Below are 14,044 nucleotides of genomic sequence, written 5' to 3'. Positions count from 1 at the left end.
TGATCGGGATTTTCGACCAATGAAGATCCTCTGTAGGAGCAAAGCTTGCTCGCGATAGCGGTGGATCAGTCAACACACCTGTTGAATGAGAAGCCGCCATCGCGAGCAGGCTCACTCCTACAATTGGCTTGGGTAGGTTGGTTGACAGGCCGCCATCGCTGGCAAGCCAGCTCCCACAGAGGATCCCGGTGTGATCGGGATTTTCGACCAATGAAGATCCTCTGTAGGAGCAAAGCTTGCTCGCGAAGGCGATCTCAAGGACGCCATCGCCGGCAAGCCGTGCTCCTACAGGTGATGGAGTGCAACTGGCAGAGATTGGTCGGCTGTCAGGCCGCAATCGCTGGCAAGCCAGCTCCCACAGGAAACCAGGTTCACCCGCAATAACAAGGCCCGAAGGCCGCCTCGATTTACTCGTCCGAACCCTCACCTTCAGGCGTCACCTTGTTCTGGGTCAGATAGCGCTCAAGCGTCTCATTTTGCGGCGGTGCGGAGTTGTCCCCCGCCACCTGCCACATCTTGCGTTCGATCCCCTGTGCCAGCAAATGCCCCACCGCCGCTTCAATCGCCGACAGCACACACAACTGTGCCGGTTCGTTGGTGGTGTAGCCGACCTCGGCCTCGAGCAGTTTCTTGAACTCGATGAACTTGAACACGCCGGCGCTGCGCCCAACGGAGTAGATCGTCTTGCTGGTCATCACATTGGCCAGCACCTGCCCGCTGCGCACGTCCACCGCCCGCAGATTCACCGTGACCTGGTCGACCCGATACTCTCGGGAAATATCGATGCCCAGGTAGCGTGCCCCTTCCCCGCCGCTCTTCACGTTGGTGTCGTAGGCGATGATCCCGCCTTCAAGCATCATGTTCGCCGCTTGCAGCGGTGGCAGTTCAGCCTGGATGTTTACCGGCGTGTTCGGTTTTTTCTGCGATGCGCGGATGATCTTGCGCTCGGTCAACAGGTTCTGCAGCCCTTCTCGTTCCAGCACCACGAACCAGCCGCTGGCCTGCATGGCGTCCATCAACATGCTCGCCGCCCCCTGGGTGACGCTGGTGGAGAACGAGCTGGCCGGGGTCGGTTTGTATTGTCCGGTCTGGTCACGGAAACCATACACAACCGCCATCAACCGGCCTTTGGGTCGCGGCATGTTGATCAAATCGTAATAGGTCGACGCCCGGGGTGTCAGGGTCGGCGTTTCGGTGTCCTGCTCAGCGCCAATCGGCTCGCGCAGGCTGCAGCCTTGAAGTGCTGCCAACAGCATCCCTAGCAAAATCAACTTTTTCATGTCCGTTGCTCCCCGTCAGCCCAAATGCCCGTCAAGGGGCGAGGCCATTAACCTTGATTTCCGACACTTCACCGGTCGCTCGATCCGTTACTTCAATCGTCAGTTGCCCCGAGTCGTCGAGGACGTTGACGATAAAAGCGTCTGTGGACAGGCTCCCCGTATTGCCAGTGGAGATGTTGTCCAGCAATTGCCCCAGCAACCGCGATTGCAACTGGCTGCTGAAGCGTTCCAGGGCCGAGGTGCCGGTCAGGGCAGCGCGGTCCTTCAAGTCAGGGTCGTCATAATCGTTTTGCGCCTGGGCGTTGTTGAGCAGCCAGGTGCCGTTCAGCGGGTTGCCGCCAAACGATGGATTGATCGGTGTGTAGACCAACTCCGTGGCCTGGACCAGGCCGCAACCGCCGAGGCCGAGCAAGCACAAGCCACTGCGCTGCAAGAACGTTTTCATTTTCATAGTTCGTCCCTCTCAAGGTCCGTGGTGTCCTGCAACAAGGTTTCCAGCTTGCGCTGGACAATCTGCCCGCGTACCCAGTCGGCGGCGGCATAGGCCTCGTCCTTGAGCTCGACGGTGTTCGGCGGCAGGAAACGCCGATAAACCAAACGCTGTTGAAATTCCACGGTCACCAGGCTGCCCCAGCGAGCCGAAGGTCGTTCGCGAACCACCAGGTTGAAATCCATCGGGCTGGTGGCGCGCAGGCGTTCACTGAACGAATAGTAAAAGTCGTGGCCGATGTGCGAGATCGTGTCGTCGATGATGAAACCGAGCATTTCGTCCTCTTCGCCAGCCGAGGCGGCAGAGGTGCTCAACACCAGGATCAAGGCCAGGCAGAGTCTGTTCATGGCTGCAACGCCTGTGGCTGTTGCGACTGGCCCTTGGCCGGGCCGGATGTGCCATCGAGGAAGGATTTCTCGGCCACGAATTGCCAGTCCTTGTAACTGGCCATGCCGTTGAAATCCGACCATTGACTGGGAAAGTCCGCCTGTTTGAGCGGTTTGTCCGTGGACGGGCTGCTGATGCCAGTGATGCGTCCGTCGAAACCGCGCATCAGGAACCATTCGCCGCCGCCGATCGGGTCCGGGTACAGCTGGCGGATGTGGTGTTTGGCATTGGGAAAACGCTCGTCCTGCAGCAGGTCGGCGAGTTCCTTCGGGTACTGTGCCAGGCCAGGCGAACTGCGGTAATAGCTGCGCAGCGCCTGGGCGTACTGGGTGCCGACCCACAGCAACTGGCGCTCGCGATCACGCCGCGAAGCGGTGGACCACAACTCGCCGGCACTGGCCAGGCCCATGCCCATCACCATGATCAGAAACAGCACCCCCAGGTAGGTGAAACCGTCCTCTGCCGCAGGCTTACCACTCGGAATAAAGGCTGCCATCACGCGCCCTCCCTGTGGCACCACTTTTGATATCGGCAACCCCGCCGGCCACGCCGTCCGGGGGGGCAACCATGACCCAGGCGTCTTTGCGCTCGACAATCGGGTCCATCGGCGAGTTGCGCAGATAACGCTGCTCGACCAGTTGTTCGATGGAATCCGGATAACGCCCGGTGTCGCCGTAGTAGTGATCCAGCGCCTCGCGCATGGCCGACAGGCTCTGGCGCAAAGTGGTCTCTTTCGAGGCCTCCAGGCTGTTGAAATAGCGCGGCAAGGCGATGGTCATCAGCGTCGCGATGATTGCCATGACCACCATCAGTTCCAGTAGGGTAAAGCCCTTTTGCCGGCGCATATGTTCACCACTCCCGGTACGCGATGCCGTTGAGGCCTTTGCCGCGGGCCTTGGAGTAGACGTCAAAGACGTCCTGCCCGTCCCGCGGGTTTTCAGCGGTGCTGTCGTAGGAGCGCAAGCCCCAGCCGCCTTCGTCGTCACGCTTGACCGGCGCCAGAGGGTCGTGGGGCACGCGCCGCAGGAAATAGAACTTGGCCCCTTTGGCGCTGCGCACATCCCGCACGCCTTCAACCAGCACTTGCAGGTTCGGCGGGTAGCCGTTGCTGTTCAGCGATTTCTCGATGTAGCCGGCATCGAATGCACGCTTGTAGGCATCGATGGCGTCGCGGATCTGGTACAGGGCGGTACGCAGTTCCTGCTCTTTGCCCCGGCGCACCACGGTCTCGGTCAGCGGTGCGGCCATGCCGGCCAGCAGGCCGATCAGGGACAGCGTCACCACGACTTCGATCAGGGTAAAACCGCGTTGCGAGGCGTTCATGATCAAGGCTTCCCGACGGTAACGGTGGTGGCGATCGGTGCGCTCATGCCTTGGGTGCGAACCTCTTCGACTCCGACCTTCGAACGATCCGGCGCCTGGATGTGCATGCTGGTTTCAGTGCCGGTAGGGAATTCCATGTCCGACGGGCTCTGGTACGGCAGGTTGCGCACGATCCGCGGGGTGATCGACAGCACCAGTTCAGATTTACTGACGTCATCCTTGTTGCTGCCGAACAGCCGGCCCAGGCCAGGAATGTCACCCAGGCCCGGGATCTTGTTGCCGGTGCTGCCATGGTCGTTGCGCATCAGGCCAGCAAGGATCTGGGTTTCGCCGTCATGCAGGCGCAGCGTGGTCTGCGCGTTACGGGTATCGACCTGCACCGGAATCGTGCCTTGGCGGGTCGGCTCCAGAGGTGTGGCGTTACTGACTTCCAGGGCGACCTTGATCGCCACTTCGTTGTTCAGGTGCACGGTCGGCTGCACTTCCAGTTTCAAACCGACATCGAGGTAAGTCACGCTTTCGGTGATCACCGGTCCCTGAGTCGACGGCACCGACGTGGCGCTGATGATTGGTACGCGCTGACCAATGTGGATGCGCGCCTGCTCGCGGTTACTCACCCGGATGACCGGGCTGGCCAGGGTGTTGATGTCCTTGTCCTGGGCATTGATCTTGGCCTGTGGCGACGGCGAGATCGTGATGCGGCTGGAGTTGATGCCCTTGAGTTGATCGAGAATGGTCACCGCCGAGCCATCGCTGTTGACCACGCCGAAGGTGTTCGGCCATTGAAGGCCAAGGTCGAGGATGCGCTGGGTGGCGACTTCCATCACTTCCACTTCCAGCACCACTTCGGGGTTCGACTGATCCTGGGATTGCAGGAGTTTCTCAGCCATGCGAATCGCGTCGCCGCTGTCGCGCATGGTCAGGGTGTTGAGGCGCTCATCGACGAACACGTCGCGGGTCTTGAGCATGGTCTTGATCATGTTCAGCGCGGTGTTGGCATCGATGCTGGTCAGGTAGAAGGTGCGCATCACCAGCTCTTGGTAATCCTTGAGCTTCTGCGGTGAGTCGGGGTAGATCAGCAGGGTGTTTTCGTTCACCACTTTCTGATGCAGCTGGTTCTGTTGCAGCAGCAGTTCCACCGCATCTTCGATACGCACGTCGCGCACGAAAATCGTCGCTTTCATGTCCGGGCGCAGGTCTTTGTCGAAGATGAAATTCAAACCGGCCACCTGGGACAGCACTTCGAAAATGGTCTTCAGGTTGGCGTCGCGAAATTCCAGGGTCACCGGTTTGTCGAGGCGAGTACGCAGTTGCGGATAAGGAATCACGTTGCGGCTCTGCACCAGGCGGATATTGCCTTGCAGCTCCAGCGCGCCTTCATTGTTCGGGTCCAGTTCGAGGATCTGCCGCACCTGGCGCTCGGACCCGTACACGTCGCCCCGGCGCAGGTCGCCGCGGGCCAGTTCGAGCTTTTCATCGAGGCTGCGCATGTGTTCGAGCTGACGCAGGGCGTCCTGGGCGCGACGGTTGTTCGGCTCGATGGTCAACACTCGGCCGTAACCCATGCGTGCCGAAGCGAAATCACGTTGCGTACGGTCCATGTCGGCCTGGGTCAACAACGCGGTGATCGCGCGGGCTCGGGCACTGTTGAGCGCAATGTGCAGTTCGGTGTCGCGAGGGTTTTCGCGCAACCCTTCCTCGATCCGTGCCAGGCCGGCTTCGTACTGCCCCTGTTCGATCAGGTCAGTGGCTTCCTCCTTGGCAACCTGCGCCGAACTGCACGCGGCCAGCCCTGCACAGAGGCAAAGGCTCATCAGCAAACGGGATTTGTTCATTGCGCGCTCCCCACAGACAAAGTCTGGGACAAATGCAGAGGCAAATAGACCAGGCTCAGTTCCAGATCGGAAATCCCCTCGATCTTCCATGTGTCGTCGATCACATCCCCCTTGCGCACGACGTAGATTTTTTCGCCGTTCTGCAAAAACACTTGCAGGTCAGTGCGATCATCCATCCGGCCAATGAACTGGAAAGGCATCGGCGGTGCAGTGGGGGCCTGCACGACCGGAGCAACGGTGACGGGTTTTTCGGTGACACTGGCCAGTGATGGAGCAGCCTTCCAGCTGCGGGCGGCAAACAGGTCGCCGGCCGGGCTCAGGTCCTTGATCGGCGCAGGCGCGGCGGAGGCTTTTGCCGTAGACGACGCCTTGCCTTTGGCAGGTGTGGCAACAGCGGCGACTTCCACGTCACTGTCGTCAGCCTGCTTGAAATACTCGGGCAACCAGGTCAGTGCCGCGGCGACACCGAGAAAGGCCACCCAACCCACCACGCGCTTGTTGTTCATCATGACCTCGACAGGTAAAGGGTCATGCGGATCCGACCAGTGAGGTCGGTGTCGGCGATCTTCTTGCGCTGGAACTCCACGTCTTCGATGACCACCGCCGGCAACTGCCCCAGCAAGGCGTGCAGGAAGCGCCGCAATTGCGGGTAGCTGCCACGCACCGGCAGCAGAATCTGATAGCGCGCCAGGTGGGTTTTCGGATCGATGCCCAGCGAGTATTCGCCACGGGCCAGGGTGATGCGTTCCACGGTGGCCAACGCGTAGATCTTGTCGATGGCGACGGTAGCCTGCGGCTGGGAGGGCAACTTGCTGCGGAAATCATCGAGCTGACGCTGCGGCACCACCGGCGCGGCCACGCTGCCCTCCTCGACCTTGGCCAGATATTCACTGGCTTCCCGGGTCTGCTGGCTCAGGTGCTGCAGTGACTGCCAGTCCGGCAGCAAACCGGCCAGGCCCCAGGTCAGTGCCACCACCAGCAAGCCAAGTCCCGCCAGGCCCGGCGCGCCCAGGCTTTGCAGGTATTCGTGGACGATCAATCTAGGGATTTGCATCGCCAATCTCCCAGGTAGCCGACAGGTTGAATTGCACCGGGTGCTCCGGCACGTTGGCGACGATTTCGTGGCTGAGCAGCGACACATCGGACAGCTCGTCGCTGGCTTCGAGGCGGCGGTGGAAGTCGAGCATCGCGTCCAGGTCCCGCGCCTCGGCGCTGATCCTGACCTGGCCTTTGCGGGCGTCCGGGGTCAGGGTCAGCAAGGCGATGTTGTCGCGGGGCATCGATTCGAGCGTGGCGAACAGGCGTTCCCATGGGCGGCGCAATTGCTGCGAAACCTTGCGCATCTCGGCCAGGTTTTGCGCCTGTTCGCGGGTTTCGGCCGGGGTCAGGCTGACCTTGCCGCCGGTGTCGCCGGTGAGCACACGTTGTGCGGTTTGCAAATGACCCTGCTGTTGCTCGGCCTCCCCGCTCAGGTGTTGCTGAATCAGTATGCAGCTCAGCGCCAGCACCACGCCCCCGGCCAGCAGGCTCCAGCCCAGAAGGCTCGAACGGCGGCGCGGTTGAAAGTCGAGCATCAGCGGGCGCATGTCAGGCCACCGCCCGGGACATGACGTACAGGCAATCGCGTACGGCAGTCCGGTCCTCTTCAAGGGTGCGCAAGTGCACACCGGGCACGTCGGGATGCGAGTCGATGCGAGCCGGTGCGTGCAGGTAGACATTCAGTGGCCGTTCGCTGGCGCAGGCCTGCAATTGGCTTTCGCGGCCAATCAGCGCGGTCAGTGCCGCATCGCTGTCGCTGCTGCCCACCGAACGCACCGCCGTCCAGCGACCTTCGCGGGCCAGCAGCATCACGCTGCGCACCGGCTCGGCGACGACAAACAGGAAGTCGCCGGCATCGAAGCTCTTATCGAAGCGGTTGAACGCCGCCATCAGGTATGGCTGTACCGAGCGCAGACGCAGACCGCGGCCACTGGCCAGCGTCCGCAGGCGCTCCAGCAAGTCTTGTGGCAGCGCGGTTGCGATGCGGTCGTAGCCGGCCGGTTCCGCCGAGAGCACCAGGCTCCAGGGCTGGCTCGGCGCGCCATAGAGGTCTTCGAAACACAGCTGGGCAAATCCGCGCAGCTCATCGGGGCTGCTGATCTGCTCGCTCCAGGGCACCAGGCAAAAACGGCTGAAGTGCCCGGAAACCACCACGGCCAACTCCGCACCGGCACGGGTGTGTTCACCCAGCAGACGGTCGAGGGTTTCCAGGGCCACGGCCCAGGCAAGGAAACCTTCATCGATGTAGCCAATGCTGCCAAGCCACAGGGTTTCATTGCCCCGCCGCTGGCCGAGGCCGACACCACTGGCGCCGAGCACGGCGACATAACGCTCACGAGATAAAAGTGACACGATTGATCTCCTCGAGCGTGGTTCGGCCTTGTTGCACCAGTTCCAGGGCTGACTCGCGCAACAGGCGCAAGCCACGTTTGCAGGCATGCGCCTTGATTTTCGCAATGGGTTGGCGCTCGACGATCATCTGCCGCAGTTCGTCGTCCAGGTGCAGCAGTTCGGCAATTGCACTACGCCCGCGGTAACCGGTGCCGCGGCAGTGACCGCAACCCTTGCCGTGGACGAACTGGTAGTGAGCGACCTGCTGTGGATCGAGACCCGAGGTCTCCAGCTCTTCTTCGCTCGGCACATACGCGCTGCTGCAACTGGTGCAGACCAGGCGAATCAAGCGCTGGGCCAACACCGCATTGAGGGCACTGACGAGGCTGTAGGGATCGATTTCCATTTGGGTGAAACGACCGATCACGTCGAATACGTTGTTGGCGTGAATGGTGGTGAACACCAGGTGCCCGGTGAGTGCCGATTGCACGGCGATCTGCGCGGTATCCGGGTCGCGGATTTCACCGACCATGATCTTGTCCGGGTCGTGACGCAGGATCGAGCGCAGGCCGCGGGCGAAGGTCAGGCCTTTCTTTTCGTTGACCGGAATTTGCAGCACGCCCGGCAGTTGGTACTCGACCGGGTCTTCGATGGTGATGATCTTGTCCACGCCGTGGTTGATCTCGGTGATCATCGCGTACAGCGTGGTGGTCTTGCCGCTGCCGGTGGGGCCGGTGACCAGCACCATGCCGTAGGGCTCGGCGGCGAGGCGGCGCAGTTGGCGCAGGGTTTCTTCTTCGAAGCCCAAGGCTTGCAGCTGCACGCCGCAGACTTTGTCGGCCAGATCCTGTTTGTCGAGCACCCGCAGCACGGCGTCTTCACCGAAAATGCTGGGCATGATCGACACCCGAAAGTCGATCTGCCGGCCACTGATGCCAATCTTGAAGCGACCGTCCTGGGGCACGCGTTTTTCACCGATGTCCAGCTCGGCCATGACCTTGACCCGGGAGATCACCTGTTCGGCAAACTCATTGCCCTGGATTTTGCTGATGTTGTTCAACACGCCGTCGATGCGGTACTTGATCACCAGACCGCTGCCGGTGGTGCCCAGGTGGATATCGCTGGCGTGCATTTTCAGCGCGTCGTACAGGGTCGAGTTGACCAGCTTGACCACCACACTGGAGTCTTCGCTGATGCTGGTCAGGGACAGGCTTTGCAGGTTATCGATTTCGGCGCCGGTGTCGCTCTGGGCGTTGAGCGATTCCACCGCGTGGAAACTCTCCTCGTGGCGCGCCAGGTAGGCTTTCAGGTCATCGGCATGCACCAGGTACAGAGCCGCGCCATGCAGGCAGTCGTCGATCCAGGCCAGGCGCGCGCTGTCGAACGGGTCGGCAAACACGCCGATGACTGCGTCGTCGTAATGCAGCAGGGTGAATTCGCGCTTGAGGCATTGAGCCAGGGTGACCCGGTCGAACACCGGCTTGGATTGAAACAGGCTGTCGGTGTCGAGCACCGGATAATGCAAGGTGGCGCCGAGGCATTGGATGAAAGGCATCGGGGCCAGTTCGGACAGTTGCCCAAGGGCATCGAGCATGCGTTCGCCGGAAGCGGCAGCCAGAACACGCGCCTGGGCCAATTGCTCACTGGTAAACCGGGTCGGTACACAGTCCAGCGGCGCAGCATCGACGACAAGTGATAGACGGTCCATGGCTTGCTCTCCAACGCCCGGGGCTTTGAGCCCTGTCGGCGCGGCGAGCATTTTCGGCGGGGGCCGGAACGTCTTGTCGCGCCACTACTCCCCGGTGAGCAATTGTTCGTCGTCTGGCGCTGTGGCGGCCGAGGAACTTCGTCGGCGATCAGCTAGCACCCAACTACCGTCGTACAACTGCAGCGGGAAACTTTCGGTCCTGCTCTGGCGTCGTTCGACGAATCCTTCGGAAGCGCTCGTACCTGCTCTGGGTTCTCGCCCCCTGCCTAGAAGATCCAGCACTGCCCGGGCCAATTCCGCCAACGGAAAGGGTTTGAACAGGATGTGGCTGACTCCCAGTTGCCGGGCCCGTTCGCAAACTTCTGCGGTGGGGTGCCCTGTGATCAGCACAAAATGACACTTCCTGTTATGGCGGACGGCATCGAGCACCTGAAAGCCTTCCATATCGGGCAAGCGGTAATCGAACACCATCACATCGGGTGCAAAATCGTCAGCTTCAGCGATTCCATGTGCACCGTCGTGAGCAATCCGGACGTCCAACGCCTGCGCCTGCAGGTAACCCTGGAGGTTTTCAGCAAGAAGTTGTTCGTCGTCAACAACCAGTACTTTGTTTAACAAGGTGGACTCCTTGAAACCGCAGGTCCGAATACCGAGCCTGATGGAGTGCGCGCCTTGATAGGTCTAACGCACACTTCATGCCAGGCTGAGCGCCGGTAATTTTATGAATTCATGTCCTTGAATTTAAAAGCAATGCCTGTTCGTCCACATACCCCACCCCCCAAAAGCGGGGAAAAGCGAACGCAGGTGCATTGATGCTTTTCCCCACTGTTGGGGAATGCTCAATCGTCGTCAATCCGTTCGATTCGATTGCTGGAACGCAGCTGTGCCAGCACCTGCAGACGAGCCTGAACCTGTTTCTGTCGGGCAAGGTAAGCCCGAACCATGTCAAGTCCTTGCTCTTGTGTGACATCGGCTGCCTCCATTCGGTTCTGTACATAAATCAGATGCCATCCCACCGCCGTTCGCACCGGCTCGCTGACGGCGCCCGGCGCCAGGGCAAACGCTGCCGCGTCGAACTCCGGCAGCATGCGACCGCGTGCAAAGTAGCCCAGATCACCGCCATCGCTGGCCGAAGCGTCTTGCGAACCGGTCCGGGCGACGCTGGCGAAATCTTCACCCTGAGCGATACGCGTACGCATTGCCTCCAAGCGTAGTCTCGCAGATGAAACAGTGGAAGCATCCGCACCCTGAGGCACTTTGATCAGGATATGCCTGGCCTGCACTTGTTCAGGTCGGTTCATTTCGGCGCGATGCTCGGCAAAAAACGCTTGCACCTCCTTCTCGTCCGGTTCGCTGACTTTGGTCAGATCAGCAAACATCTGCTGGGCCGCCAGCTCGCGGCGGGTGTATTCGACGTAGGTCGCCTCATTGAAACCGGCGTCCTCCAGGCGTCGGGCGAACACCTCGGCACCACCGAAGGCCTGACGCGTCTGGTCGACCTGATGTTGCACCGCGGCGTCGCTGATCACTACGCCGCGCTTGACGGCCTCCTGCCAGAGCAGTTCCTTGTCGATCAAGGCATCCAGGGCGGCCTTGCGCAATTGCTTGTAGGCCTTGGGATTGCGGATGCTGCCCAGCGCACGGCCCTGATCTTCCAGGTATTCGGCGAAATAACGCTCCAGGCGCAACTGGGAAATTTCCTCGCCATTGACCCGTGCCACGGCCGGACCATTGCTGCAAAACGCAGTGGGAACCCATAACGTCAACAGGACCAGCAAAGTCTTGAGTTTCATGTTCGGCCTCCGGTCAGGGCATGGCGGCGATGGGTTTGTACGGTGCAACCAGATAAAAGCGCTGGTCGGGCAGATCCACGGTGACGATATGGGCGCCGCTCAGGCCCAGGCGGCGACCCGGTCCAAAGCTGATCAGCGGGGTCAGACCGGTATCGAAGTCATGCAGGCCTTCCAGGGCGCTGACCAGTTTCTCGCGGCTGGCATCGCGCCCGGCCTGCTTCATGCCTTCGCTGAGCAACAGCATCGAGCTGAAGGCGCCGACCTGCATGACCGCGTGTTCACCACCGAGCTTCTGCCGTTCGCGCAACTGGGTCAGAGCCAAACGGCCGGCAATCGTCCAGTCGCTGGGCACGAATGGATAGGCCAGGAATACCCGCCGGGAAAAACCGCTGGGCACTTGCAACAAGTCACCCGCGACCTGGTTCGACGCGGCGAACAGGTAAGGCACCTGCCCCGCTGTTTGCAGGCGCTCGGCCAGCCGACTGAAACCGCCGCTGCTGCCCAGGTAAAACACCGAACGTGAGCCCAGGGGCAACTCGTCCTGGGCCGATTCGTAGGGTTGCAGACGCACTTTCTGCCAGGCGTTGTCTTGCAGGTATTGCGCGAGTTTTTCCGCTGCCAGACGCTGACCGGGTTCGTCCGGATAGGCGATCAGCGTCGGGCCTTGCAGCACCCGCAAACTGGCGGCGGCATAGTTGGCCAGGGCGATCATCTGTTCACGCAGCCCCGGCAGAGGCTCGAAGATTTGCCGGCTGATCTGGGCCGAGCCTTGCAAAGACAGGGGTCCTATCAGCGGCACACCGGCCTGTTCCAGGCGCGGCACCAGCTCACTGTCCAGCGCTGGCACCAGCGGTGCAATCAGGGCGAAGACCTGTTCCTGCTCGATCAATTGGTCCAGCGCCTGCTCGGCACTGGCACGGTCCGGTCCTGGATCGAGAATGGTCAGGCGTAACTGTCGGCCGTGGATCCCGCCGGCTTCGTTGATCCGCGCGACACTGCCGCGCAGCACCGCCGCCACTGTGGCACCCTCCTCGCTCAAGGCTCCGGTGCTGGGCAGCAAGGTGCCAAGATGCAGACTGTCCGGGCTCAGTCCCGGATCACGATCATCGGCCAGGCGCTTGAGGTACGCCGTGAGGTTGCGTTGGTCATTCATCGACAGCACGAACCGCGGCATCGCCGGGTCCAGCCGATTATTGCCCGGGTCTCGCCCTTCCTGGATCGCCCGGGTCAATGTCCCTTCGGTATACGCCGGGTAAGCGCGGCCGTTGACCTGCTGCTGGCCATAAGTACTGGTCAGCCGCGACCAGCTGAGGTCCGGCGGCCGTACTCCGCCTTCAGGTCGCCCCAGTCCATCGCTGCCGTGGCAATTGGCGCACGGCAGGCTGCTGGCCGGCAACAACACGCCGGAAGCGCCGACCCTGGCCATGATCGGCTCACCGCTCGCCGACACACCCTCGCGGTACAAGCGCTTGCCCGCACTTTCACTCGGGCTCAGCGGCAACGCGTGGGCGGCGCAACTGAGGCCACTGAGGATGAACAGGCCGAGGATGAGGGCGTTTTTCATGGCGCAGGCTCAACGGCCAGCCACGGGCATTGTCAGCAACTGCAAACGCTGGGCAATGGCGGCGGCCGGGGCATCAGGACGGATTTTACTCCAGCGTTTGTTGGCCACATCGCCGACGATCAATTGGGTGGAGTGCTGCTCGGGGCTCGGTATGACCTGGCCGATGCGTCCCAGAACGAGGTCCATTTGCGCTTTGTCGCCGGTAAGAAAAAGCCAGTGGGGCCCATCGACGCCCTGCTTCAAGGTGTAAGCCTTGAGTACCGCCGGTGTATCGCGCAGCGGATCACTGGTAAGGGAGATGAAGGTAATGCCGTCCGCCTTGTCGCCCAGCACTTCGCGTACTTCCTTGAGCTTTTGGGTAATCAACGGGCAGGCATCGTTGCAACTGGTGAAAATCACATTGAGCAGCACCACGCGGTTTTGCAGGGCGTCGCTGTAGAACCGCAGTGTGTTGCCGTTCTGGTCCTGCAACGGCGTGTCGGTGAACCAGGTTTTTGCGTCCCTTGTGCCACTCGCCGGCGGCGCCGCGGCTGTCGCGCTTGCCGGTTCCGGTTGCTCATGCCCCTCATGGGAAAACGCCGGGATACTGCTCATGCAAAAGCAGGCGGTCAGGACCATCAAGACGAACGCTCTCATGGCTGGTGCTCCATGGCGATGGCGGTATGTTTGGCATGAGCGTTGCGCTCGCCGCTGAGTTTCTCGACTTCACGGCTCAACACTGCCGGATCGGTGAAGCCGTAATAGCGGGTCCAGTGGCGACTGTTGCCGTCACCCACAAGGATCAAGGGTTGGTGATTCTTGAAGTCGCCGCTGAACGAGCCCAGGCCCTTGAGCGTGTCGTTGACTGATTGCGGTGAGCCGGTCAGCCAACTCCAGCCGGGGCCCTTCTGGAACGTACGGGCGTAGTCGTTCAGGCGTTTGGCATCGTCGCGTTGCGGGTCGATGCTGATCGACACCAATTGAACTTCGGTGCCGACCCGCGCCCCGAGCTGTTTCTGCACCTTGCCCATGATCGAGGACACCACCGGGCAAACTGTGGTGCAGCTGGTGTAGATGAAACTCATGACCACGATCTTGTTGTCGACCAGGTCTTTTTCCAGGCGCACGGTCTTGCCGTTCTGGTCCACCAGCGCCACGTCGGCGAACTTGACCTGGGCGCGTTCCGAGCTGGCGCTTTTGGCCGCCATGTCGTGACCGGCGTGTTCATCGGCCGAGTGCGCCAGGGCGTGGCCAATACCGACGGCCATCAGGCAGAGTGTCAGCAATCCATGTTGAGCTAATCGGTTCATGTCGA

At 61.3% G+C, this 14,044-nt stretch carries 18 protein-coding genes; all 18 read right to left on the bottom strand.

All coding sequences use genetic code 11. The features are described 5' to 3' along the window. A partial coding sequence (locus tag D8U73_RS29375) for a hypothetical protein (protein WP_206663030.1) occupies positions 1-211 on the bottom strand: 211 nt, incomplete at its 3' end. Positions 212-407: 196 nt separating this feature from the next. Next, positions 408-1,280: a CsgG/HfaB family protein gene (locus D8U73_RS28220; RefSeq protein WP_056854531.1), complete on the bottom strand. Its 873-nt coding sequence runs from the start codon at positions 1,278-1,280 to the stop codon at positions 408-410. Between the two features lie 31 nt (positions 1,281-1,311). Beyond that, positions 1,312-1,731, bottom strand: a complete 420-nt coding sequence (locus D8U73_RS28215; RefSeq protein WP_056854532.1) for a curli assembly protein CsgF — start codon at positions 1,729-1,731, stop codon at positions 1,312-1,314. Beyond that, positions 1,728-2,117, bottom strand: a complete 390-nt coding sequence (gene csgE, locus D8U73_RS28210; RefSeq protein ID WP_056854533.1) for a curli production assembly/transport protein CsgE — start codon at positions 2,115-2,117, stop codon at positions 1,728-1,730. Before csgE ends, D8U73_RS28215 begins: the two co-directional genes overlap by 4 nt. Beyond that, complete coding sequence (locus tag D8U73_RS28205) at positions 2,114-2,653, bottom strand: type II secretion system protein (protein ID WP_056854534.1); 540 nt, start codon at positions 2,651-2,653, stop codon at positions 2,114-2,116. The genes csgE and D8U73_RS28205 overlap by 4 nt, the downstream gene beginning before the upstream one ends. Next, positions 2,628-3,002 carry a type II secretion system protein gene (locus D8U73_RS28200; RefSeq protein WP_056854535.1) on the bottom strand — a complete coding sequence of 125 codons (375 nt, stop codon included), beginning with the start codon at positions 3,000-3,002 and terminating at the stop codon, positions 2,628-2,630. The genes D8U73_RS28205 and D8U73_RS28200 overlap by 26 nt, the downstream gene beginning before the upstream one ends. A 4-nt stretch (positions 3,003-3,006) precedes the next feature. Beyond that, positions 3,007-3,480 (bottom strand): type II secretion system protein, encoded by a 474-nt coding sequence (locus D8U73_RS28195; protein WP_056854536.1) that lies wholly within the window; start codon positions 3,478-3,480, stop codon positions 3,007-3,009. A gap of 2 nt (positions 3,481-3,482) precedes the next feature. Continuing rightward, positions 3,483-5,315: a secretin N-terminal domain-containing protein gene (locus tag D8U73_RS28190; RefSeq protein ID WP_056854537.1), complete on the bottom strand. Its 1,833-nt coding sequence runs from the start codon at positions 5,313-5,315 to the stop codon at positions 3,483-3,485. After that, positions 5,312-5,821, bottom strand: a complete 510-nt coding sequence (locus tag D8U73_RS28185; RefSeq protein WP_130906328.1) for a hypothetical protein — start codon at positions 5,819-5,821, stop codon at positions 5,312-5,314. The genes D8U73_RS28190 and D8U73_RS28185 overlap by 4 nt, the downstream gene beginning before the upstream one ends. Further along, complete coding sequence (locus tag D8U73_RS28180; RefSeq protein ID WP_056854539.1) at positions 5,821-6,369, bottom strand: GspMb/PilO family protein; 549 nt, start codon at positions 6,367-6,369, stop codon at positions 5,821-5,823. The genes D8U73_RS28185 and D8U73_RS28180 overlap by 1 nt, the downstream gene beginning before the upstream one ends. Further along, complete coding sequence (locus tag D8U73_RS28175) at positions 6,356-6,901, bottom strand: PilN domain-containing protein (protein WP_130906327.1); 546 nt, start codon at positions 6,899-6,901, stop codon at positions 6,356-6,358. The genes D8U73_RS28180 and D8U73_RS28175 overlap by 14 nt, the downstream gene beginning before the upstream one ends. 1 nt (position 6,902) lies before the next feature. Continuing rightward, the gene (locus D8U73_RS28170; RefSeq protein WP_130906326.1) at positions 6,903-7,706 is read right to left on the bottom strand and encodes a hypothetical protein; all 804 of its coding nucleotides are present in this window, start codon (positions 7,704-7,706) and stop codon (positions 6,903-6,905) included. Then, on the bottom strand, positions 7,687-9,393 hold the full coding sequence (locus D8U73_RS28165; RefSeq protein WP_056854542.1) for a GspE/PulE family protein: 1,707 nt from the start codon (positions 9,391-9,393) through the stop codon (positions 7,687-7,689). Before D8U73_RS28165 ends, D8U73_RS28170 begins: the two co-directional genes overlap by 20 nt. Positions 9,394-9,477: 84 nt before the next feature. Further along, positions 9,478-10,011, bottom strand: a complete 534-nt coding sequence (locus D8U73_RS28160; protein WP_082557590.1) for a response regulator — start codon at positions 10,009-10,011, stop codon at positions 9,478-9,480. Positions 10,012-10,232: 221 nt separating this feature from the next. Further along, positions 10,233-11,186, bottom strand: coding sequence for a peptidylprolyl isomerase (locus D8U73_RS28155; RefSeq protein WP_130906325.1), 954 nt, complete (start codon positions 11,184-11,186; stop codon positions 10,233-10,235). A 13-nt stretch (positions 11,187-11,199) separates the two neighbouring features. Then, positions 11,200-12,750, bottom strand: a complete 1,551-nt coding sequence (locus tag D8U73_RS28150; protein ID WP_130906324.1) for an ABC transporter substrate-binding protein — start codon at positions 12,748-12,750, stop codon at positions 11,200-11,202. Between the two features lie 9 nt (positions 12,751-12,759). After that, a complete protein-coding gene (locus tag D8U73_RS28145; RefSeq protein WP_056854546.1) occupies positions 12,760-13,386 on the bottom strand; it encodes an SCO family protein in 627 nt (208 codons plus the stop codon). Beyond that, positions 13,383-14,039: an SCO family protein gene (locus D8U73_RS28140; RefSeq protein ID WP_130906323.1), complete on the bottom strand. Its 657-nt coding sequence runs from the start codon at positions 14,037-14,039 to the stop codon at positions 13,383-13,385. Before D8U73_RS28140 ends, D8U73_RS28145 begins: the two co-directional genes overlap by 4 nt. Positions 14,040-14,044 lie beyond the last annotated feature (5 nt).

Origin of the sequence: Pseudomonas sp. Sample_22 (genome assembly GCF_004307635.1) — a bacterium.
Lineage (GTDB): Bacteria > Pseudomonadota > Gammaproteobacteria > Pseudomonadales > Pseudomonadaceae > Aquipseudomonas.
This window is presented reverse-complemented; position numbering and strand designations above follow the sequence as displayed.

What these genes read in the sequence shown, in the direction of transcription:
- D8U73_RS28220 (WP_056854531.1), bottom strand. Translation starts at nt 1,280, where the DNA reads ATGAAAAAGTTGATTTTGCTAGGGATGCTGTTGGCAGCACTTCAAGGC.
- D8U73_RS28215 (WP_056854532.1), bottom strand. Translation starts at nt 1,731, where the DNA reads ATGAAAATGAAAACGTTCTTGCAGCGCAGTGGCTTGTGCTTGCTCGGC.
- csgE (WP_056854533.1), bottom strand. Translation starts at nt 2,117, where the DNA reads ATGAACAGACTCTGCCTGGCCTTGATCCTGGTGTTGAGCACCTCTGCC.
- D8U73_RS28205 (WP_056854534.1), bottom strand. Translation starts at nt 2,653, where the DNA reads ATGGCAGCCTTTATTCCGAGTGGTAAGCCTGCGGCAGAGGACGGTTTC.
- D8U73_RS28200 (WP_056854535.1), bottom strand. Translation starts at nt 3,002, where the DNA reads ATGCGCCGGCAAAAGGGCTTTACCCTACTGGAACTGATGGTGGTCATG.
- D8U73_RS28195 (WP_056854536.1), bottom strand. Translation starts at nt 3,480, where the DNA reads ATGAACGCCTCGCAACGCGGTTTTACCCTGATCGAAGTCGTGGTGACG.
- D8U73_RS28190 (WP_056854537.1), bottom strand. Translation starts at nt 5,315, where the DNA reads ATGAACAAATCCCGTTTGCTGATGAGCCTTTGCCTCTGTGCAGGGCTG.
- D8U73_RS28185 (WP_130906328.1), bottom strand. Translation starts at nt 5,821, where the DNA reads ATGAACAACAAGCGCGTGGTGGGTTGGGTGGCCTTTCTCGGTGTCGCC.
- D8U73_RS28180 (WP_056854539.1), bottom strand. Translation starts at nt 6,369, where the DNA reads ATGCAAATCCCTAGATTGATCGTCCACGAATACCTGCAAAGCCTGGGC.
- D8U73_RS28175 (WP_130906327.1), bottom strand. Translation starts at nt 6,901, where the DNA reads ATGCGCCCGCTGATGCTCGACTTTCAACCGCGCCGCCGTTCGAGCCTT.
- D8U73_RS28165 (WP_056854542.1), bottom strand. Translation starts at nt 9,393, where the DNA reads ATGGACCGTCTATCACTTGTCGTCGATGCTGCGCCGCTGGACTGTGTA.
- D8U73_RS28155 (WP_130906325.1), bottom strand. Translation starts at nt 11,186, where the DNA reads ATGAAACTCAAGACTTTGCTGGTCCTGTTGACGTTATGGGTTCCCACT.
- D8U73_RS28150 (WP_130906324.1), bottom strand. Translation starts at nt 12,750, where the DNA reads ATGAAAAACGCCCTCATCCTCGGCCTGTTCATCCTCAGTGGCCTCAGT.
- D8U73_RS28145 (WP_056854546.1), bottom strand. Translation starts at nt 13,386, where the DNA reads ATGAGAGCGTTCGTCTTGATGGTCCTGACCGCCTGCTTTTGCATGAGC.
- D8U73_RS28140 (WP_130906323.1), bottom strand. Translation starts at nt 14,039, where the DNA reads ATGAACCGATTAGCTCAACATGGATTGCTGACACTCTGCCTGATGGCC.